A 20598-nucleotide genomic window follows, 5' to 3' on the forward strand; every position below is an offset into this window, starting at 1 on the left:
GATCAGACTTTTTTGAAATATACAATTTTTTCACTCAATTCATCGCACTTAAAACTCTCACTGATCCTCAGCCCAATCAACCAAACTATCTCTTCGCCTACGCACAAAACTTTCACATCTTTTTTTTGAATGAGTGGAATCTTCATATCAATCAAAATATCTGACACCTTTTTCGCCTGCTTCATCCCTAATGGAATCATTTTATCCCCATTTTTCCAAGGTCTGATTTCTAGGGGGAAATTCAGCTTAAGACGGTCTATCATAGCATTTTTCGAAGATTTATCAAGTTCAATAGGGAATTGCAAGTGTAGTATCTCATATTTCTCTCCATTGACATGAAAAAAAACATCAGTCTCATCAATATTGATAGCGTGTTTTTTTTCTATCTCTTTTCCCAAAATAAATACCTCTCTATCCACGTTGAGAGAGTATTCTCCAGAATGAAATAACTTACCTACCTCTCCACTCTCCGCTGCCCTCAATATGTCATGAATATCAGTTGTCGCAAATCCATAATCTCTCAACCAATAATACAGCATGGAGCTTTTACCTGGAAGACTCATCAATGACTTTATATCTAGATATTGGTAATCCCCTTCCTGCTTTATGTTTGTAGATTTCCAATGGTCGAAGAGATGAAAGAAAGCCTTACCAGTATCCTTGACCCTTTGAAAGCTACCTTCTAAAAGTTCTAAGGAGTTTGGAAAAACATTCTCCAGTAAAGGAAACACTTCATTTCTTATAAAATTTCGCTTATAAATATTCTTTTGATTGCTGCTGTCTATCCTCCATGGCATTCTTCGCTCTACCATGAAAGCCTCAAGTTGAGATTTTTTAAATGGCAAAAGTGGGCGTATCAAATAGTCTCGCTTTTCAGCCATCCCATATATACCTTCTATACCTGTACCACGAAATAGATTTAACAATACAGTCTCCACTTGATCTTCCATATGGTGCGCTACTACTACACCTGCATAATCACCAGACTTATATATTTGCTCGAACCAATGATATCTCAGATCCCGGGCAACCATCTGAATAGACTTACCTGTCACTTGAAAATCAAGTTCACTTGCTCTTTGAATAAACAACTCAACGCCCCAACTCTCTGCTAATTCACTTACAAAATCTTCATCGCCATCACTTTCTTCACCTCTCAAACCAAAGTTATAATGTAAGAGCGAAAATCTCACTCCTGCCTCCTTGAGTAAATACCCAAGACATACACTATCGACGCCACCACTTATGGCTAATAAATAGTGATTTTCTAAATCAAAAAGATTTTTTGACCGTATATGCTGGATAAAATGTTCTACCATAGATCAAAAATATCATTTTTGCTTAAGTTTGTCGCCGAGTTAAGAATCAAATGATCAAAAAATATATAATTCCCACTTTATTTTGTCTCTTTACGACGATTGTGACATTCAGTCAATCTGATAATTCTTTGGAAATCAGAAAAGCTGACAGGTTGATTGGAAGTGGTGGTTTTCAGAGACTTTTGGGAAATGCTGAAATGCGCCATCAAAACTCATTGATCTATTGTGACTCAGCTCATTTCTATGAAAAAGAGAACATGGCAAAACTTTATGGGAATGTGAGAATCATCGATCAAGATGATCCTGTCTCCACAAAAAGTCGCTATGCAGAATATGATGGCAATACTAAAATAGCAAAACTCAGAACAAACGTCGTATTCAAAAATGAATCAACTACACTTTACACGGAATTTTTAGATTACAATAGAGAGACGGGGATAGCAAACTACTTCAATGACGGTAAAGTGGTGGACTCAACCAATGTACTCACCAGCAAGAATGGTGTATACGAAACTGCCATTGAGAAAATCACTTTCACAGATGATGTAATTTTAGTCAATCCAGATTACACACTTAAGACCAATTTTCTCATCTATTTCACCATTCCCAAAACAGCCGAGACAGTAGGGCTGACCAATATTGTATCAGCAGAAGGGAACAAACTGAATGCACAAAAAGGAAGCTTTTATGATACTGAAAACAAACTCTTCAGATTCTATGAAGGAGATGTAGAAACAGAAACTTCATGGGTATATGCAGACAACCTATTCTATGACGAAAATCAACTCTACTATGAAGGACGTGGGGACGTAGCTGTATACAATAAAGAAAGAAAGACGGAAATATTCGGCGATGAAGGTAAGTATTGGGAAGACAGAAAATATTCCAAAGTATATGGTAAAGCACTTGTGAAAAAATACTTTGAGCAAGACACTATGTACATGATAGCGGATACTTTGATCTCTCAGGACAGTGAAGAAGCCACGGAACGTTTTTTGCAAGCATTCTATAACGTAAGAATGATCAAATCAGAGCTTGCTGGAAGAGCGGATTCTCTCAGCTATATATACTCTGACTCTACAATTCATCTATACAAAGATCCCGTAATTTGGAATGACAAAACCCAAATTTCCGCAGATAGCATAAGGTTCTTGATTGCAAATGAAGAAATTGAAAGGGTGTTTCTTAACCGAAAAGCATTTTCTGTGTCCAGAGATACATTGGGTAACTTCAACCAACTGAAGGGTAGAAACATGGTAGGATATCTTGCAGAATCTCAAATCCAACGATTAGATGTGACAGGAAATGGCGAATCCCTTTATTTTGACTTGCTCAACGACAGCACATTAAGAGGGATCAACAAAAGTCTTTGCGCCAATATCATCATGTATTTTCAAGATGGAAACGTCAGAAAAATCAACTATCTCGTAAAGCCCGAAGGACAATTTACCCCCAATCACTTGATCAAAGAAGACCAAAAATCCTTGGAAGGTCTTCGCTGGAGAGAGTCCGAAAAACCTAATATGGAAATCATCAAAGCATGGCGAGACCCTATCAATAGAAGAGAAAATCAAGAGAATCTTTTTGACATTCCAGAGATTGAAATCCCCCTTCCGACAGATGAGGAAATTCAGAAATTAATTGAAGAAAGATTGAATTATGACAGAACAATCAACCCCCCAAACACAGAAAGTCAATAATTATTTTGGCAAACGATGGTGATTAAAAAAAATTTTATAGTGGGTTAACAAAATTTAACCGACAAATCTTTTTAACCTGAAACCTATTCGGTAATTTTATACGTATTAGTATAAAGAAAATCAGATATTTAATTCCGCTTATCGTAAAAACTCTACATGAAATCCTTTCTCCTGATATTAGTATGCGTACTGCTGCTGTTTCCGCTATTTTCGGAAGCACAAGTTCGTGTATTATCTGAGAGAAGTGAGTTTATCGGAAAAATAGGAGCTACTCAAAGAAAGTCTATCATCATTCAAAATGAAAGCAATACAAAAAAAGAATATGTATTGAGATTTTTAAGGGGAAATGTAGGCACTTCACAAAAGGTCAAAATTTGCATCGGAGATCAATGCTTTGACCCCACAAAAGATTTAAGCAAAATAAGAATCAGCCTCAAACCAGGAGAATTAATGACCGATTTGTATTTGGAGTTCGAATTGGGAATTGTCGAAGTCAAGGGTAATTTTGAGCTTCATTTTGCAAATACAGAGAACACCAAGGACATTTTCATAGTAGAGTCCATATACAATGTGTCCAATCTAGAAAACATTCAAGACAAAACAAATCATAAAGATATTTCTATAGGTGATGTCTATCCTAACCCAAGCAGCAGAGTGGCTCACCTAGATTATGATTACAAAAACAAAAATGCTACAGCTAAAATAAGCATCAATAGCTTTATCGGCAATCCTGTGGCTGAATACAAACTAGACCCAACTCAAAACACTTTGGTAATGAACATAGAAGGCCTAAGACCAGGCGTTTATTTTTACACTTTATTTGTAGAAAACAAAAATATAGTCACCAAAAAGCTCGTTGTGGAATAATAGCTTGTATACCAAACCGAAAGTTTGATCAAAACCAATAATTCCCTTATATTTGCACCCTGAAATTATGAAGAAGTCCGTTATTTATATATTCACTTTATCCCTTCTCTTGGCTTTTAGCGCTTGTGGTAAGTTCTATAAGTTAGAAAAGAGCACGAATTGGGAAGAATTATACGAAGCTGCAAATAAGTATTACGAAAAAGGAGAATACAATAAAGCTATTATCCTTTATGACAGAGTACTGCCAGTGATCAGAGGAAGTGAAAGAGCAGAATTGGCAGATTTCAATTATGCTTATAGCCATTTTAGAACAAAAAGATACATCGAGGCTGCGGGATACTTCAATACTTTTTATCAGACCTATAGCAGAAGTCCAATGGCTGAAGAAGCTATGTTCATGAATGCATACTCGCTATACCTAGACGCTCCTGATTACAACCTTGATCAAAAAAGCAGCAAAGATGCTGTAAATGCAATTCAGCTATTTATCAATAAATTCCCTCAATCTGACTCCTACGAGCGAGCCATGGGTATGATTGACGATTTGCAAAGACGATTTGAAGAAAAAGCATACAAGGAGTCTTCAATGTATTTAAGGTTGACAGAGGGATTGTTCCCAGGTGATTTCTATAGAGCTTGCATCATCAATTTCCAAAACTTCGCAAAGAATTACCCAGATAGCAAATACAACGAAGAGCTTGCATTCAGATTAGTAGATGTAGCTTACAGTTACGCAGAAAGAAGTAATTTTGACAAGAAAGAGGATAGGCTAAATGATGCTTTGAAATTTGCGGAGCAATTCAGACGTAAATATCCTGAAAGTAAATACCTTTCTCAAGTAGACGCTCTCGCAATCAAGACTACAAGAGAATATGATAAATTCATCGTAATGAAGAAAGATTACGAAGAACGTCTAGCCAAGTACAAAGAAGAGGAAGCTGCTAGAGCAGTTTCGATAGAGGGAGAAGAGGTAAGAACAATTCCATTAACTGAAACAAATAATTAAATATCGATATGGCAATCAATCCATCCATCATCACCAGAGATTTGGACAAAGTCGCAGAACCTACTGGAAACATTTATGAATCAATCCATGTAATCGGACAAAGGGCTAAGCAAATCTCTTCTACACAGAAAGAGGAGTTGACTAGTAAATTGTCGGAGTTTGCTTCTACTGTAGACAATTTGGAAGAGGTATTCGAAAACAAAGAGCAAATCGAGATCTCAAAATTCTACGAAAGAATGCCAAAGCCATCTACTTTAGCTATGGAAGAATTCATGGATTCAAAGGTTTACTTCAGACATACTGAAGCAGATAATAACGAATAATGAAACTGAAAGGTAAACGAATTCTATTGGGCATAAGTGGTAGTATAGCCGCTTATAAAGCAGCCAATCTTACTCGATTACTTATCAAAGAAGGAGCAGAAGTTCAGGTAATAGCCAGTTCTTCTGCTCTTACTTTTATTACCCCCCTTACTTTAGCGACGCTTTCCAAAAATCCTGTATTATCTACTTTTGAAAAGAATGACAATGGAGCGTGGAATAATCATGTTGAACTTGGGCTGTGGGCAGATATTTTTATCATAGCGCCTATCACCGCAAATACTTTAGCAAAGTTCGCACACGGATTGTGTGACAATCTATTATCAGCTGTATACTTATCGGCTAGATGCCCTATAATGATCGCACCAGCTATGGACTTAGATATGTACGTGCATCCAGCCGTTCGCCACAACTTAGAGACCATGAGGGCATACGGTCATACCGTGCTTGATGCTGCTTCTGGCGAGTTAGCATCTGGTCTATCCGGCCAAGGCCGAATGGTTGAGCCAGAGCAAATATTGGCATCTGTCATAGGACATTTTGAGATTGAAAATGATTTCATAAATAAAAAAGTTCTTATAACCTCAGGACCTACTCAAGAAGCCATCGACCCCGTTAGATTCATCAGCAATCATTCTAGTGGAAAAATGGGAGCTGCAATTGCAGAAGCATTTGCTAAGTCTGGAGCAGAAGTTCATTTGGTATTAGGAAAAGGGGCAGCCCATCCCAAGCACAATAAAATAAAGATCTACAAAGTCACATCGGCTCAAGAAATGTATGACACTTGTATGGGAATACACCATTTTGTGGATATAGCTGTATTTGCAGCGGCAGTTGCGGACTACGCCCCTAAAACTATCGCTCAAGAAAAAATTAAGAAATCAGACGAGGTCTTGACCATAGAAATGGTCAAAAATGTGGATATCGCCAAGGAGCTTGGAGAATTAAAAAGACAACACCAAATCCATGTTGGTTTTGCTTTAGAGACAGAAAATGAACATAATAACGCCAAAAGGAAGTTAAAGAAAAAAAACTTTGACCTTATTGTCTTGAATTCTATGCGCGAACCTGGTGCTGGATTTCAAGTTGATACTAACAAAGTCACACTTTACAATCAATTCGATCAAAGCATTACTTCCGAGCTATTGCCTAAATCTGAGATTGCTTCATTCATCCTAAGAGCTATTCAAGAATTACCAAAATCCATCTAAACTTTTTTATAACTTTACAGTGTCACGAAAGCTTCGCTATCATGAGAAAATTTATTTTAGGTATTTTGTTCGCTTCCTTGCCACTGCTATCAAATGGGCAAGAGCTTAATTTTCAAGTAATCATAAACAGTGATCGAGCGAGAACTCAGGAAAAGGATGTTTTCGAGAACATGAAAAACACCTTCGAGCAATTCCTCAATGGTCGCAACTGGACAAATGAGGAGTTTCGCCCTGCTGAAAGAATTAAAGGCAATATGCTCATCACAATCAATGACATGCCACAAGTAGGACTCTACAATGCTACAGTTCAAATTCAAGTAGTAAGACCTATCTATGGCACGGGATATGAGTCAATGCTACTTAATTTTGGCGATAGAAACTGGTCTTTTGAATTCATTCTGAACCAACCGCTGGAGTTCAACAGATTTTCCTATCTGAACAACATCTCATCGCTTTTGGCATATTATGCCTACATGGCTATAGGCATAGATTTTGACTCCTTTTCCCTCAAAGGAGGGGATCCATACTTTGAAATAGCCAACAACATCGTCAACAATGCCCAACAATCTAATCGTGCAGGCTGGAATCAAAGCCCTAATGATAGAAGAAATCGATATTGGCTGATCAATGACATATATGCCTCATCAGTCTATGCCCCAATCAGAGAGGCGTATTACATATACCACCGCAAAGGAATGGATCTGCTAAGCAAAAATCCTGAAGAAGCCTTTAGAAACATGCTGGAAGCTATCAGAAAAGTAGAAGAAGCAAACACTGCCCAACCAAATGGCATATTCACCATATCTTTCATGGATGCCAAAAGTGATGAAATCAGTAAAATATTCAAAAAAGCCCCTCTAGAAATCAGGCAGGAGGCCGTAGAGCTCTTACTCAAAGTAGATCCAAACAACGCCAGAAAATACAACGACCTTCTCAAAGGTTAAAGACATTTTATTAGATTTGCTGGTCTGAAAACAAACACACTTCATGCTCAAATCCCTCAGTATTGCAAATTATGCTCTGATACAATCATTGGAAATGAACCCCTGTCAATCCTTGAACATGATCACTGGTGAAACTGGTGCTGGAAAATCCATTATGCTTGGAGCTGTAGGGTTACTTTTAGGAAATAGAGCTGACACAAAAGCATTATTTGATGAAACAAAAAAATGCATTGTAGAAGGTGAGTTTGACATCCAAGCTTATGGCTTGCAGGTTTTTTTTCAAAATGAAGACTTAGACTTTGACCAAAGCTGTATCATCAGAAGGGAAATCAGTCCTAACGGAAAATCAAGAGCATTTATAAATGACAGTCCTGTAAAACTTGAGGTTCTCAAAGAGCTTGGAAAATCACTAATGGACATTCATTCGCAGCATGACAGTCTTCAGCTTGGTGAAGGTGCTTATCAGCTAAATCTACTAGATGCATATACAGACACGAAGCAGGAGCTTGTAGCGTATAAGGCTGCCTTTAGTGAATTTCATAAAGCAAAAAAAGCTTACGAGAAACTTAAGGCAGAGGCACAAGAACTAAAAAAAGAGGCAGATTTCAATCAGTTTCAGCTCAACGAACTTTCCAGCCTTTCACTCCAATCAGGAGAACAAGAAGAATTAGAATCAGCACAAGAGATTCTTGAAAATGCTGAAGAAATTAAAAGCAAAATTGCAGAAGCCCTTGGTTACCTACAGGATGATCACTATGGCGCATTCAATATCATGAGTCAAGTTTCTATTTCTTTGCAACAGCTTAGCAAGCTTGCAAACAAATTTGACACTTACAGAGAGAGATTTCAAAGTACACTCATAGAGCTAAAAGATATTGCTGCGGATTTAGAAAATGAAGATGGTCAAATAGAAGTAGATTTTGAAAAGTTAGAAGTAACTAGAGATAGACTGAGCAGAATTTATCTTTTACAACAAAAACACGGATTGGAATCCGTAGATGATCTTATATCTTTAGAAAAGTCACTAGCAGAAAAAGCATTTCAGATTGAAAACCTCGAAGATACCCTCGCTGAACTTGAAAAAGATAGAGATCTCAAGTTTAAAGAACTGAATAAGATGGGCGATTCACTCAGTCAAAAAAGAAAATCAGGATTCAAGGGATTTGCTAAGGAATTGAGTCAGTTACTTCATCAACTAGGAATGGAGAATGCGAGCATTGACTTTACGCATGAAGTAATAGCCCCCATGTCATCAGGACTAGATCAAATAGACTTGCTTTTTTCCGCCAATAAAGGGATCAAGCCACAGCCCTTGAAACAAGTGGCCTCAGGAGGAGAGTTTTCAAGGCTTATATTTGCGATCAAATACATGATGGCAGATAAAATGGCACTCCCTACCTTGATATTTGACGAAATAGACACTGGTGTATCTGGAGAAGTAGCCTTGCAAATGGTGAGAATGATGCAGGAAATAGCCAAAACGCATCAAGTCATTTGCATCAGTCATTTGCCACAAGTCGCAGCAAAAGGTGATCAGCATTACTTCGTATACAAGGACAATAGTAGTGCAAGAACAGTCTCCAAAATAAAACTACTCGATTCAGAAAATCGCATTCTTGAAATTGCAAAAATGATAGCTGGATCCAATCCATCTGAAAGTGCCATTGCTAGTGCCAAAGAACTACTCAAGACAGCTTAGAAAGCTTCTAGGGTAATGATCAATTTTTTTTATGTATTTTTACCTTTCAAAGATGAACTAAAATCTATAAATATTATGCCTGAGAATTTACTTAAAGGAAAAGTCGGTATCATCACTGGTGCTTTGGATGAGAACTCAATCGCTTGGAAAACAGCACTCAAAGCTAAAGATCAAGGTGCTAAATTTGTATTGACCAATGCGCCAATTGCAATGAGAATGGGAGCTATCAATGAATTGGCTCAAGAATGTAACACCATAGTCATACCAGCTGATGCTACTTCAGTGGAAGATTTAGAAAAACTTTATACCGAAGCCAAAGAATATCTTGGTGGTAATTTTGATTTTTTACTACATTCTATTGGGATGTCTCCAAATATCCGAAAAGGTAGATCATATGGAGATTTGAATTATGACTGGGCGATGAAGTCATATGACGTATCTGCTGTTTCGTTTCACAAAATGATGCATGTGGCCGAAAAAATGGACATCATGAATGAGTGGGGATCTATCATGGGTCTTTCTTACATCGCTGCACAAAGGGTATACCCATTCTACACAGATATGGCAGATGCCAAAGCTTTGCTTGAAAGCATCGCCAGAGGCTACGGATACAGATATGGAAAACTTAAAAAAGTTAGGGTAAATACCATCTCGCAATCACCTACAAAAACTACAGCAGGAACTGGTATAGGTGGATTTGATACTTTCTTCAATTTTGCAGATAAAATGTCTCCACTAGGAAATGCTTCAGCAGAAGCTTGTGCAGACTATATCATCACCATGTTCTCTGACTTAACCAGATACGTCACCATGCAGAACCTTTTCCATGATGGTGGATACTCTTTCACTGGAATTTCAGAAGATTTGATGGAAGGTTTTAAGGAAGAGTAATAAGCAAGGCTTTAAATCCGTCCCTTTAGCTATCGGGACGGAGGTATTCCTGAGATTTGAAAGGTAAAAAAAACTTGTCCATTCAGGTTTTGAGTCCAATCCCGATACGCGAGTCAATTCCTTACAATTTGATTTTAATTTACACTTACTTCAAATATATCGCCAAAGGCAAATATCTACTCAATATCGCAAAGCATATATGATTCAAAAATAATATGAAAAAAATAATAATCACTATACTTTCTATACCATTACTCTTCTCTTGCGGTGGTGAACAGAGAAGCGAAACAGATGTAACACTCGAAGATCCCAAGGAGGAACTTACTAACTTAGAGAAAGAGCATCTTTTAGAAAAAGTAGCATATGCTGACAGTGTCAATGCTGGCCTGACAGAAGATACATTCAAAGGAAGTGCAAGAAGAGAAGCAAAAGCGTCTATAGGTGATGCTTCAGTCACAGTCAATTATGGATCTCCAGGCAAAAGAGGTCGTGTCATTTGGAATGGCCTAGTATCATATGATCAAGTTTGGGTAAGTGGTTCTCATTGGGCTACTGCCGTGACATTTTCAGATGATGTAGTGATCAATGATGTAGAAGTGCCAGCAGGCATGTATGCATTTTTTACCATTCCTGGGCGAGAAACTTGGACATTGATCTTGAACAAAAACTATGATCAACACCTCGCTGACTCCTATGAAGAATCAGAAGATGTAGTAAGAGTAGTGGTACCCGCTCAATCACTAGACAAGGAAGTTCAAAGACTTACTTATGAAGTAGAAAGTATCTCAAATACAGAAGGGACTATCTCCCTGAGTTGGGATCAAGTTAAGGTGAGCATGCCTTTCAGCATCATATAATTGTAAAGCTGTCCGAAAGGGCAGCTTTTATTTTTAGCAAATTAGGAATCTTCTTTTTTGAGCATAAAAGTAGTTTCAGGGAGATATTCTTTGATAATGATACAAAAGCTACTATCAAAACTGGATTAAAAAATTATCAAAAAGGTATAAAAGTTCCAATATTGATAATAATAAAGATTACGAATGAATCTTCTACTTTTTAAATTCTAATCCATAAAGCACTAATCCATTTGCAGGAACTTTTCCGCACAGTGGATTAGTATCGGTGCTATTTAGCGCTGCTATCATATCCTTTTCAGTGAGCTCTCCACGCCCAATTGCCAATAAGGCTGCCATCATCATCCTCACCTGATGCATCAGAAACCCCTTTCCACTAATCCTGTAGCAAAATCTCCTCAATTTTGCCCCGTCAGTCAAAATCAATTCGTCTTCCAAAATCTCAGATGTAAATATCTGCCTTCGGTAGTTATCCGTTTGCTTTCCTTTGGCACAAAATCTCCTAAAATCATGCTCCCCAACAAAAATATTTGCACAGGACTTCATCCTTTCTACAGCAATATCCCCTTGGAAATAAGTGAGGTTCCCTGCTGCAAATGGATGAAACTTCTCTCCTACTGCAAAGTAATACCTATATTCCTTTGCAAATACATCTTGAATGATATTGAAGTCCAAAGACACGCTTTCCCCTTCTAATAATCTAATATCGTCTGGGAGATTTTTATTGACATGGTTTATAAATGAATCCAGCTCGATCTCAGCTATATTGAATAACTCGAACGCCCCTCTCTGACAAGAAACTCCAGCGTCTGTCCGACCAGCACTTAAAATAGTAAAGTTCTCATGTCCCAAAACATACCTAATCACACGCTCTAGTCTTCCTTGGATAGTCTTCAGTCCGGGCTGCTTTTGCCATCCATGATAGCGATGTCCGAGGTATTGGATAAAAAATAGATAAGTAAAAGGTCGTGTTTGCATGGATAACTTATTTGGAACTAATTTCTATCAATCCTTTGACACCAAAATTACCCTCCCACTCCCAAATAAAAGAAGGAATGGCATATTTTGTTAAAATTTGACCGACATCTTTCAAGTAATTTACCCTCGAATCATGATCTGCGTTCACCGTAACGCCATACTCTGTGCACCACAGTGCGACACCATGAGTCTTGGCCCAAGCTGCGATTTGAGAGATCTTATCTTCTACAGCCACAAGGTTGCCTGTTTTATTATAATCTCTAAAATTAACTTCTCCAGCTGTTTCCTTAGATTTTGGTGATAAGTTAGGCATTTTTCTCTCATCATAAGGGTAAGGAATATCTACTGTAGCATGCTGATCTCCCGTCCAAGATGTCCCTTGATGAGTAAAAATATATGGCTCATAATAATGAAAAGTATATATCAGATTTTCAAAAGGATAAGGCTCCATCCTGCTCAATTCAAACATACTGTTGGCGTTTGAAGCACCAACAACGATAGAAATTGCATTGTTTTTTTTTCTTATTTCAGAAATTATTTGATTTGAAACCCTGTGCCAAGTAGTAGGAGAAACCGTAGGTTCGTTGACAATCTCCAGATAAACATTTTGTGCATTTTTCGGTAAAAAGTCCAATAAGATCAACCATTGATCGATAATCTTATTAGTTTGTTGATCCGCATTTTCCTCTGTCAATTGGTGATCGAAATTTGCCAAAACAAGTTTCAAACCTCTTCTAGAGCAAAACGCAATCACTCTTTTAATTTTCTTTGGGAAATGTGGGTCAGACTCAAAGTGATAGTTGAAGGAAAGTGGTAGTCTAATTTCTTTCACTCCATTATTTTCCAGAATTAATAATTTCTTTTTTAAGTCTCCTAGATCAAATTCTGGAAATTCCCATGTTCGCTCTAACCCCGTAAGATTAACTCCATAACCAATTGATACTAAGCTATTTTGTGACTTACAAGAAAAAATAGTACTTATAAAAATCATGATAAAAATAAAATGAAGCTTATATTTCATACGCAAATCTACTCAAAATTGAATTAAAATTTTAAATTTGACTTGAATTTAGCAAAAATATGGAAGTCACCCTTCATCCTACAAATCAAATTCAAATAGAACTCAAAAATCACTTCAACAAAAAATCCTGGAACGCTGGAAATTATGTTTACTGGGGTATCACAAGTGTGTTTTTGGGCTTATATATTCTTGAATTCTTCTTATTGAAATCCACTTGGCAGACTACATTCTTGTTCAAATCGATAATTATTTCCGTAGGCTTTTTTATCTACTATGGTTTGAAGAAACATTCTACTAAGCCAAATGCCCTTGTACTGATATACATATCATTATTTGCTACCTATTGCTTTTCAATTATTCACATTGAGAGTGGCTATGTAGTTACCCTATACTTTGCTATCCTTACCATCGTCATCAGCGTGAGCAATTATTTAATGCTATGGAATTCCAATTTTTCAATAATTGAAGTTCTTATAGTAATACTAATTTTTTTACTTTTCCACTGGTTAGATCACTTCGTACATGTTTGGGAAATTTTATCATTAGGAGGATATGTGTTTTTCACTTTTGTTTTCTTGACAGCATTCATTCCAGATGCTAGAAAAAGAAACTACATGCTAAATATAGATCGTGATCTAAAAAAACAAAATACGATCAATAACCTCAGCACAAAACTTACTGAGCTTCAAATCCAAATGGAAGAGCTAAATCAACTCAATAAAATTGACAGAGAAAAAGAGAAGATACTTCGACATGACCTCAAAAATAAAATCAGTAACATCATCGGCTTGTCCCAATTGATTGATGGACAAGAAGCGGAAGAAGACAAAATTTACATTGAGCTATTGAGAGATGTCAGTACTGATCTTCTTAAGTATGCAGATAATCTTTACAGTAAAAATGAACAAAAGTCAAAATCGTCATTGAACCTAAAAATGGAGCCTGTGAACATTTTTGCTTCATTCAAAAAAACAAGAAACGAAATCAAGGCAAAGCTAGAAAAGAAAGCTATCGAACTGGTTCTCCCTGAAAAAGATCCTAGAAATTATATAGAAGCCGATTTTTTGGTAGTCAATAATATATTGGAAAACATCTTAAACTACCTCATCAATTGGTCTAATGAGCAAAGTAAAATATATGTAACTTTTGTAGCTATTGATTCTTATTTGAAGATCGAGATTGAGGCTCCTGCCACACAAATCAGTCCAGACAAATTAAATAATATTTTCAAGCCTATTGAGAATTTTGAATTCACTTCAAGCTTTGACAAGCCCGTAGGATTAGGATTACAAATCGCCAAAAGCATGACCGAAAAACTAGGTGGATATTTCAAATATCAGACTCAACTTAATGGAGGCGTGACTTTCAAATTAGAATTTAAATCCATCGAAAATTCTGAACTATGAGGCTATCACTTTTAATACTCGTGCTTTTTTTCAATTGCCAATTATTTGTCATAGCAAAAGATACCATTAAGCGACCATTTACGGAATTTGGTTACCCAAAAAACACCATTTCATTTGGCAAAAAAAGTGGAGCTGTATTCTACATTGCAGATGATCCTCTTCGAGACTTTAGCCAAAGTGGTTTTTACTTGGAGATCATGGTATCTCCACTGATACAGAAAGAAAAAAGTCAAATAAATATCAAGCTAGATGATACCCCAGTAATGTCTCTCAATCTTGGTGAACAAGCTGACACACTTAAGGTATTTGTGCCTTTACAAAAAAGAGCAAATGGATCAGGCTTTTTAAAACTAGCCATAGAACCTTCTTTATGGTATGAGAATGAAGATTGTATGGACATAGACCAGAAAAGTATCTGGCTTAGAGTATCAGATAATTCTTATTTTTTGGATAGAACTTTGGAGCCAGCTACAGTAAAAAAAGAATGGAACATTGCGGAGTTTCTTCCAAGCGTGCAAACGATCTTGATTCCAAAAGCCAATTTAGAATCCTATGCAAGCGCAGTTTCTCATTTACATTTCTTCTTTCTTCACAATCAAGGCAAAAATCTATCCTTGAAATTTTTAGAAGATGCTGATCCCTTAGATTTCCACCATGCATTGATTGTTGGAGAATCTTCACTTGTTAAGAAGAGCTTGCCTGCTTCATTTGCCACATCAAAAGAATTAGATTCCAATCCAATAGCTATCTATTCATTCGAATATATGGATTCATTGAGAAATCAGACTATCTATCTCAACAACCTAATAGTAACCAGTAAAAATTCAGGTGATTTGGACATTTTGACACAAAACTTATTTACAGACTATGGAAAGAGTGTGCTTTTGAATGAGTCCTTTTCTATCGTTGAAAAGCACACTTCCTATGATCGAACGTATAAATTTGACACAAAACAGAAATATAACTTGTCTGAGTTGGGAATGGATGAAGAAGTGATAAGTGGAAAAGGTCGTGTAAGAAAAAATTTCCTGATTCCTGAATTCTTAGCAAAACCATCATTGAATACATTATCCGTAGACCTATCTGTGAATTATTCCCCTGTTGGTAAAAATGATAAAGCTTATTTAAATGTATTTATCAATAACAGACTTCTTCAAACTTACCAATTAGACGATAGTGGAGTCTTAGAAAAATCGATAGCAGCAAGAAAAGCCCAGTTTGGAGCGAGCAATTACATAGGTTTTGAATTTATTTATATCCCTGAAGGTGGAATGTGTGATGAAGCTGCAGCAGATTTTTTTGCTCAAATCAATCCTAAAAATTCATTTATTGGTTTACAATTTCACAATAGAATCCCTGAAACTCTTCATGCTTTTCCTTCAAACTTTGACGGTAAAGAAGTGGGAATTATCTATGATTATGATTTAAGCTTAGATGACATCAAGCATTTTTCTAAAATCATCAGTCTCCTAAATATTCGTGACACCAAGGCTTTGGGGATTTATCTCCCTAAAGTGACTGGGACAAAAAATATTACAGATGATGCAGGAGAAATGAACCTGATTTTGGTTTCGAGGTCTGGAAATAATTTTGAAAGTTTGTTACAAGATAGTCCTTATGTCGAGTTTTCAAAATCAAAAATAATTTATAGATCAGATGAATTAGAAAAATTCTTTGGCTTTATACCAGACAAGCAGCTCAATTACGTCCAGCTGCTTGACAATGGCAGCAATAAAGTACTGAAATTCAACTTATTTTCAAAAGATAGACTAGCATTTGAGAAGCTTTTGGATGGCTTCAGAGAACAATTCCTCACCAACACTGGGAATGTCATGATCGCCAATTCAAAGAGATACTTCTTTTTTGATCTAAGCCAAACAGATGTCAAAAATCAAAAATTAGAAAGTGAAGCCAGATTTGAATCATTCTGGCATGGATACCGAATATTAATAATCAGCATTTTAGCAGCTTTAGTCATTGTGTTGCTGATTTACATCTATAAGAAATCACGTTTTGCTCAAAAATCTATTGAAGATGCAAGAAAATAAAATCGGCTGGATAATGGTGCTATTGATAATGTTTGTAACGGCAAACAGCTATGCTCAAAATCCATGGCAACAAGATAAAGGCGAAGCATTGATTTCTCCATATATAAGTCACTATAGAGCATCTTCATTTAGGTCTAGAAATGGTGAAAAAATTCCATTTCAAGATGAGGGACTATTTACCAATTATAATCCTCGTTTATACTTCTCATTACCTTTGAAAGGTTATAAGGTTAATTTTTTTGGATCTATACCCTTATTTATCAACAAGTTCGATGACACACAGCAAAGTCAAAAAAATGTAGATCTTGGGGATCTGGAGCTTGGTGGACGATTTCATATAAGACAATTGAAAAACCACTATCTCATGGGAGCAATCACAGCTTTTGTACCTGCTTACCAGAATAACAACCTTCCATACACTGGATTCGAAAGGTTTGGGATGGAAGGAAGGTTGATTTTGGCTGGGAACTCTCCTTGGATGGGAGAAAGTAATAACTTTCACAAGATAGAAGGAGCATTTAGGCAATTTTTCCCTGGAGGACCATCGCAAACAAGAGTATATGCTTCGCAAGGATTACGTATCACTTCCAAAATAGTACTGTTAGGTGAGCTGGATGGTATAATTTCATTTAGCAATGAGAGTCAATTCTTTGAAAACAACCTTCAGCTCGTATCTGACTTTACCATGGTAAAAGCTGCCTTGAATATCGGCTATGAATTTACGCCCGATTTCTCTCTCTATGGAGGCACATTTCATGATATTTTGAATAGAAACTCAGGTATAGGAAGCGGATTCCAAGTATTTTCAGTCATTCGAATGAAATCCAAGTAGAAGATGAGGCAGGAATACTACAGAAAATCACTATTTCAGGAGAAAGCTAAACTTAACGCTATTCAAATCGAAGAAATTGAACAGCTTGAGAGAAAGCTAAAACAGAGTTTTTTGAAAATTGCCCTAAACTTCGGGTACTTAAGTAGACGAAGCTGGAGAGAAACAATCCAAAGTACTGGCATCGAACTTTATCAATTTGAGTACGCCTCTTTAGAGCCAATTGAAAAAAACAAACTGGTACAAGACAACCTGCATCAATTTTTAGATGCATTGATATTCCCATTACGACAATCTGAAGACAATCTTCACGTAGTGCTAAGTGATCCATCAGACAGCATCAATATCAATCGTATCGAAGTTATATTAGGTCAGAAAGTAGATAGTTTTGAAATTGCGGAAGATTTAGATGTATTAAAAGCATTGCATGTCACTTATGGAGCAGAATATCTAGACAAGGCTGTGTTTGGAATATACGATAGTGACAGAGAAAGTTGTGCTATAGAGACATTTACTAAGCCTCAATTGTACTTCTTGGGAATTATCTTTATGATAGGTCTATCTTTTTTCTTTTTCTTCCCTATCGGAACAGCGATTACGATCAATATTGTCTTGAATTTGCTTCTATTGATTTCTATATCATTCAAATTTGTTTTGACTTTGTATGGATCCAAATTTGAAGTGGCTCGAAAGATAAACCCTGAAGAACTGGAAGCTATAGATGATAAAGAGCTACCTTTTTACACTATTTTACTACCTGTATTTAAGGAATCAGAAGTAATACACAAGCTCGTCTATAACCTTAAGAACTTGGACTATCCAAGGGAGAAGCTGGACATCAAACTCTTGATAGAATCAGACGATGAAATGACTTATAACGCAGTAAAAAACATGAATTTCCCCTGTGTTTTTGAGCCTGTAATCATACCCTATGCACAGCCTAAAACTAAACCTAAAGCTTGTAACTATGGCTTATATTTTAGCAAGGGCAAATACCTCACTATATACGATGCAGAAGATATCCCTGACAATAATCAATTAAAATTGGTACATACACTTTTCAAAAAAATAAGTGAGGAGTATGTGGTGGTACAGTGCGCTTTAAATTATTTCAATAAAAAGGAAAATTTACTTACTCGATTGTTTACACTTGAGTATTCATATTGGTTTGACTATATGTTACCTGGATTAGATAATCTGGATGTACCAATCCCTCTCGGAGGGACATCCAACCATTTCCGATTTGACAAATTGATGGAGTTAGGTGGATGGGATGGATTCAATGTGACAGAAGATGCTGATCTTGGCCTCCGGGCTTACGCCAAGTCCTACAAGGTCACTGTATTGGATTCTACTACTCTAGAAGAAGCCAACAATGATTTTTTCAATTGGATAAGACAAAGATCAAGATGGATCAAAGGCTATATGCAGACCTTTCTAGTGCATATGCGTAATCCTTTGAAACTGTACAAAAAAGTAGGACTTAAGGGATTTCTTTCATTTCAATTCTTTATAGGAGGTACATTTTTCACTTTTCTTGTGTATCCTGTTCTTCTTGTCTTTTTGCTATTCATCCTTTTCCTGTACACTGGCTTATTGGACAAAATGGTGTTTTGGAACGATGTTGAAATAAGCGAAATCATACTGGGAAATGTCCGTTTGTTTTTCCCAGACTGGTTGGTAATTCTTTCAGTGTTCAATTTTGTCGTGGGAAATCTGATGATGATCTATGTGAACATGATTGCTGTCTTTCGAAGAAAGGCTTATAGCTTGATGCTGTTTTCGTTGATCAACCCCTTTTACTGGCTGATGCACTCTGTATCTGCCTATAAGGGATTGATTCAGCTGATCACGAAGCCATTCTATTGGGAGAAAACTAATCATGGATTGACTAAAGCTACCAAAGGCCCCGTACAATGAAATCAAAAAAGCTATTATATTTCTTTTCTTGGCTCGCACTCAGTAGCGGATACCTAGTGTTAAGTTATTGGCTCCAACAAAGAGGTTTCTTCAACTTAGAATCTTACTTTATTGACTATAAAAAACTAGTCACTTCATTGTATGAAGAAAGCATATTGAGATCTGTGTATTTTACAGATCCTTTCTTACTATACTTGGGATCTTCTCTATTCGGATTTCCAAAAGTAATGGGCTCTACATACTTTTTCAATGCATTGGTAATTGGAGGACTATCAAATCATCTATTGTACAAAACCATAAACAGTCCCAAAATCCCAAATTTTCTTGTTGTTTACATTTTTTTTAGTCCAATTATTATTTATGCTGGAATATCAGGAGGCAGTTTAGCCTTGTACTTATTATTTTACTATCTCTTCTTCACCTTAGTATTAAAATACACAGAAACCTATTCCGTATTTCATCTTACCCTTTTGAGTATACTCATAGGAGTATTTATACTTCTGAACTTAGAAGTGCTAAAGCTCTTACTACTACTCATCCCTATTTTCTTTTTTAGTAGCTTTCATAAAGCAAAAGGCATATCAGGCTCCTTTTATAATCGAGCTTCTCTTATTTTGAGTAATGATTCACAAAGAAGAAAATTCTTCTCCAGTTTTTTTTCATCAATTTTTGTAGTGAGCTTTATCCCGCTGATGGGCTTAGCTACATTTCTTATTTTGAATAAGATCTTTGCAGGGAACACCTTCTATTTTTTGGAAAGCTACGGCAATAACTGGAACAGCTACTCTCCAAATTTTGTGTTTATCAAAGATGTCGAAGCTTATAGCCCATTTATCGCCTCAAATACGCCCTTTTACCTGATAAGCTTCTTCTCAGTTTCTGTATTGACAATTTTTCAAATTTTCAATTATGGAGGTGCTAAAGCCAAAAGTATACTGATGCTATTATCAATTCTGTTTTTACTTTCAGAAATTCAAGAGTTCAAAATCGAAAAATTAAACATCCAGTATTTAAGTATGCTGACAGGAGCAGGTTTAGCTTCGGCACTCTTTTTTAGGAAAGACTCTCTTAAACTCAACAGATTCAATTACATTCTCGTTTCCCTTTTTGCTATGCTTGGGATGTATTTTCAATGGCAGTATTTCAATATCAGCATCCAAGAGAATGAAAACTTGTATGCTAAATCATTGGTCGAGGCAGTAGAGAGTAAAAGAGTGAACAGCATTCAAAATTTCGAGCAAACATTTAAAAAATTATCTCCTGGCCGTATTTTGATAGATGATGCCATTTTTTACCCAGAACTTACAACCCTTTCAAAAGAATTCATTTGGGAAGGTCACTTCAGCTCTAGTTACCAGCAAGCCTTGCAGATCCCCGAGCTGTATGCAGATTACGTTGTAATGACTAAAAGTAATCACCCATTATTCTTAGATGATGTAGTTGCCACTGCATTCAAAAGGTTGGAAATGCTGCAAGTTCAATCAGATCTGAATCTTTTATTTGAAGATGATTTTCTGGAAATCTATCAAATCAACCCCAATAGCATAGTGAATAAATAAAAACCCTCCCCAATTTATTCAATGGG

17 protein-coding genes are annotated in these 20598 nt (G+C 36.4%); 14 read left to right on the forward strand and 3 right to left on the reverse strand.

The features are described 5' to 3' along the window. Positions 1–2: 2 nt before the first annotated feature. Positions 3–1319 carry a tRNA lysidine(34) synthetase TilS gene (tilS, locus tag MM214_RS12640; RefSeq protein ID WP_241295993.1) on the reverse strand — a complete coding sequence of 439 codons (1317 nt, stop codon included), beginning with the start codon at positions 1317–1319 and terminating at the stop codon, positions 3–5. Between the two features lie 50 nt (positions 1320–1369). On the opposite strand from tilS, the gene MM214_RS12645 reads away from it, so the two are divergent. From MM214_RS12645 to MM214_RS12685, 9 genes are all read left to right on the forward strand, one after another. Then, positions 1370–3019, forward strand: a complete 1650-nt coding sequence (locus tag MM214_RS12645) for an OstA-like protein (RefSeq protein WP_241295994.1) — start codon at positions 1370–1372, stop codon at positions 3017–3019. A 156-nt stretch (positions 3020–3175) separates the two neighbouring features. Next, positions 3176–3886 carry a T9SS type A sorting domain-containing protein gene (locus MM214_RS12650; RefSeq protein WP_241295995.1) on the forward strand — a complete coding sequence of 237 codons (711 nt, stop codon included), beginning with the start codon at positions 3176–3178 and terminating at the stop codon, positions 3884–3886. A 67-nt stretch (positions 3887–3953) separates the two neighbouring features. After that, the gene (locus tag MM214_RS12655; RefSeq protein WP_241295996.1) at positions 3954–4892 is read left to right on the forward strand and encodes an outer membrane protein assembly factor BamD; all 939 of its coding nucleotides are present in this window, start codon (positions 3954–3956) and stop codon (positions 4890–4892) included. A gap of 8 nt (positions 4893–4900) precedes the next feature. Then, positions 4901–5215, forward strand: coding sequence for a DNA-directed RNA polymerase subunit omega (locus MM214_RS12660; protein ID WP_241295997.1), 315 nt, complete (start codon positions 4901–4903; stop codon positions 5213–5215). Further along, positions 5215–6423, forward strand: a complete 1209-nt coding sequence (coaBC, locus tag MM214_RS12665; protein WP_241295998.1) for a bifunctional phosphopantothenoylcysteine decarboxylase/phosphopantothenate--cysteine ligase CoaBC — start codon at positions 5215–5217, stop codon at positions 6421–6423. The genes MM214_RS12660 and coaBC overlap by 1 nt, the downstream gene beginning before the upstream one ends. 41 nt (positions 6424–6464) lie before the next feature. Beyond that, entirely contained in the window at positions 6465–7367 is a 903-nt protein-coding gene (gene porD, locus MM214_RS12670; RefSeq protein ID WP_241295999.1) for a type IX secretion system protein PorD, read from the forward strand. Positions 7368–7410: 43 nt separating this feature from the next. Next, positions 7411–9066 carry a DNA repair protein RecN gene (recN, locus tag MM214_RS12675; protein ID WP_241296000.1) on the forward strand — a complete coding sequence of 552 codons (1656 nt, stop codon included), beginning with the start codon at positions 7411–7413 and terminating at the stop codon, positions 9064–9066. 75 nt (positions 9067–9141) lie between these two features. After that, entirely contained in the window at positions 9142–9957 is an 816-nt protein-coding gene (locus MM214_RS12680) for an enoyl-ACP reductase FabI (RefSeq protein WP_241296001.1), read from the forward strand. Positions 9958–10172: 215 nt separating this feature from the next. Beyond that, positions 10173–10814, forward strand: a complete 642-nt coding sequence (locus MM214_RS12685; protein WP_241296002.1) for a DUF2911 domain-containing protein — start codon at positions 10173–10175, stop codon at positions 10812–10814. A 192-nt stretch (positions 10815–11006) separates the two neighbouring features. Here the strand turns inward: MM214_RS12685 and truA are convergent, their stop codons facing one another. Both truA and MM214_RS12695 read right to left on the reverse strand, forming a co-directional pair. Then, positions 11007–11789 carry a tRNA pseudouridine(38-40) synthase TruA gene (truA, locus tag MM214_RS12690; protein ID WP_241296003.1) on the reverse strand — a complete coding sequence of 261 codons (783 nt, stop codon included), beginning with the start codon at positions 11787–11789 and terminating at the stop codon, positions 11007–11009. A gap of 7 nt (positions 11790–11796) precedes the next feature. Continuing rightward, a complete protein-coding gene (locus tag MM214_RS12695) occupies positions 11797–12780 on the reverse strand; it encodes a glycoside hydrolase family 5 protein (protein WP_241296004.1) in 984 nt (327 codons plus the stop codon). An 89-nt stretch (positions 12781–12869) separates the two neighbouring features. Here MM214_RS12695 and MM214_RS12700 point away from each other — a divergent pair, with 89 nt between their 5' ends. From MM214_RS12700 to MM214_RS12720, 5 genes are read left to right on the forward strand one after another with little or no spacing between them, the layout of a single operon-like run. Continuing rightward, the gene (locus MM214_RS12700; protein ID WP_241296005.1) at positions 12870–14216 is read left to right on the forward strand and encodes a sensor histidine kinase; all 1347 of its coding nucleotides are present in this window, start codon (positions 12870–12872) and stop codon (positions 14214–14216) included. Continuing rightward, complete coding sequence (locus MM214_RS12705) at positions 14213–16264, forward strand: cellulose biosynthesis cyclic di-GMP-binding regulatory protein BcsB (RefSeq protein WP_241296006.1); 2052 nt, start codon at positions 14213–14215, stop codon at positions 16262–16264. Before MM214_RS12700 ends, MM214_RS12705 begins: the two co-directional genes overlap by 4 nt. Beyond that, positions 16251–17096, forward strand: a complete 846-nt coding sequence (locus MM214_RS12710) for a hypothetical protein (protein ID WP_241296007.1) — start codon at positions 16251–16253, stop codon at positions 17094–17096. The genes MM214_RS12705 and MM214_RS12710 overlap by 14 nt, the downstream gene beginning before the upstream one ends. A 3-nt stretch (positions 17097–17099) precedes the next feature. Continuing rightward, complete coding sequence (locus MM214_RS12715) at positions 17100–19013, forward strand: glycosyltransferase family 2 protein (protein WP_241296008.1); 1914 nt, start codon at positions 17100–17102, stop codon at positions 19011–19013. Next, on the forward strand, positions 19010–20572 hold the full coding sequence (locus tag MM214_RS12720; RefSeq protein WP_241296009.1) for a hypothetical protein: 1563 nt from the start codon (positions 19010–19012) through the stop codon (positions 20570–20572). Before MM214_RS12715 ends, MM214_RS12720 begins: the two co-directional genes overlap by 4 nt. Positions 20573–20598: the final 26 nt, after the last annotated feature.

Origin of the sequence: Belliella kenyensis (genome assembly GCF_022549675.1) — a bacterium.
GTDB classification, from domain to species: domain Bacteria; phylum Bacteroidota; class Bacteroidia; order Cytophagales; family Cyclobacteriaceae; genus Belliella; species Belliella kenyensis.

What these genes read in the sequence shown, in the direction of transcription:
- tilS (WP_241295993.1), bottom strand. Translation starts at nt 1,319, where the DNA reads ATGGTAGAACATTTTATCCAGCATATACGGTCAAAAAATCTTTTTGAT.
- MM214_RS12645 (WP_241295994.1), top strand. Translation starts at nt 1,370, where the DNA reads ATGATCAAAAAATATATAATTCCCACTTTATTTTGTCTCTTTACGACG.
- MM214_RS12650 (WP_241295995.1), top strand. Translation starts at nt 3,176, where the DNA reads ATGAAATCCTTTCTCCTGATATTAGTATGCGTACTGCTGCTGTTTCCG.
- MM214_RS12655 (WP_241295996.1), top strand. Translation starts at nt 3,954, where the DNA reads ATGAAGAAGTCCGTTATTTATATATTCACTTTATCCCTTCTCTTGGCT.
- MM214_RS12660 (WP_241295997.1), top strand. Translation starts at nt 4,901, where the DNA reads ATGGCAATCAATCCATCCATCATCACCAGAGATTTGGACAAAGTCGCA.
- coaBC (WP_241295998.1), top strand. Translation starts at nt 5,215, where the DNA reads ATGAAACTGAAAGGTAAACGAATTCTATTGGGCATAAGTGGTAGTATA.
- porD (WP_241295999.1), top strand. Translation starts at nt 6,465, where the DNA reads ATGAGAAAATTTATTTTAGGTATTTTGTTCGCTTCCTTGCCACTGCTA.
- recN (WP_241296000.1), top strand. Translation starts at nt 7,411, where the DNA reads ATGCTCAAATCCCTCAGTATTGCAAATTATGCTCTGATACAATCATTG.
- MM214_RS12680 (WP_241296001.1), top strand. Translation starts at nt 9,142, where the DNA reads ATGCCTGAGAATTTACTTAAAGGAAAAGTCGGTATCATCACTGGTGCT.
- MM214_RS12685 (WP_241296002.1), top strand. Translation starts at nt 10,173, where the DNA reads ATGAAAAAAATAATAATCACTATACTTTCTATACCATTACTCTTCTCT.
- truA (WP_241296003.1), bottom strand. Translation starts at nt 11,789, where the DNA reads ATGCAAACACGACCTTTTACTTATCTATTTTTTATCCAATACCTCGGA.
- MM214_RS12695 (WP_241296004.1), bottom strand. Translation starts at nt 12,780, where the DNA reads ATGATTTTTATAAGTACTATTTTTTCTTGTAAGTCACAAAATAGCTTA.
- MM214_RS12700 (WP_241296005.1), top strand. Translation starts at nt 12,870, where the DNA reads ATGGAAGTCACCCTTCATCCTACAAATCAAATTCAAATAGAACTCAAA.
- MM214_RS12705 (WP_241296006.1), top strand. Translation starts at nt 14,213, where the DNA reads ATGAGGCTATCACTTTTAATACTCGTGCTTTTTTTCAATTGCCAATTA.
- MM214_RS12710 (WP_241296007.1), top strand. Translation starts at nt 16,251, where the DNA reads ATGCAAGAAAATAAAATCGGCTGGATAATGGTGCTATTGATAATGTTT.
- MM214_RS12715 (WP_241296008.1), top strand. Translation starts at nt 17,100, where the DNA reads ATGAGGCAGGAATACTACAGAAAATCACTATTTCAGGAGAAAGCTAAA.
- MM214_RS12720 (WP_241296009.1), top strand. Translation starts at nt 19,010, where the DNA reads ATGAAATCAAAAAAGCTATTATATTTCTTTTCTTGGCTCGCACTCAGT.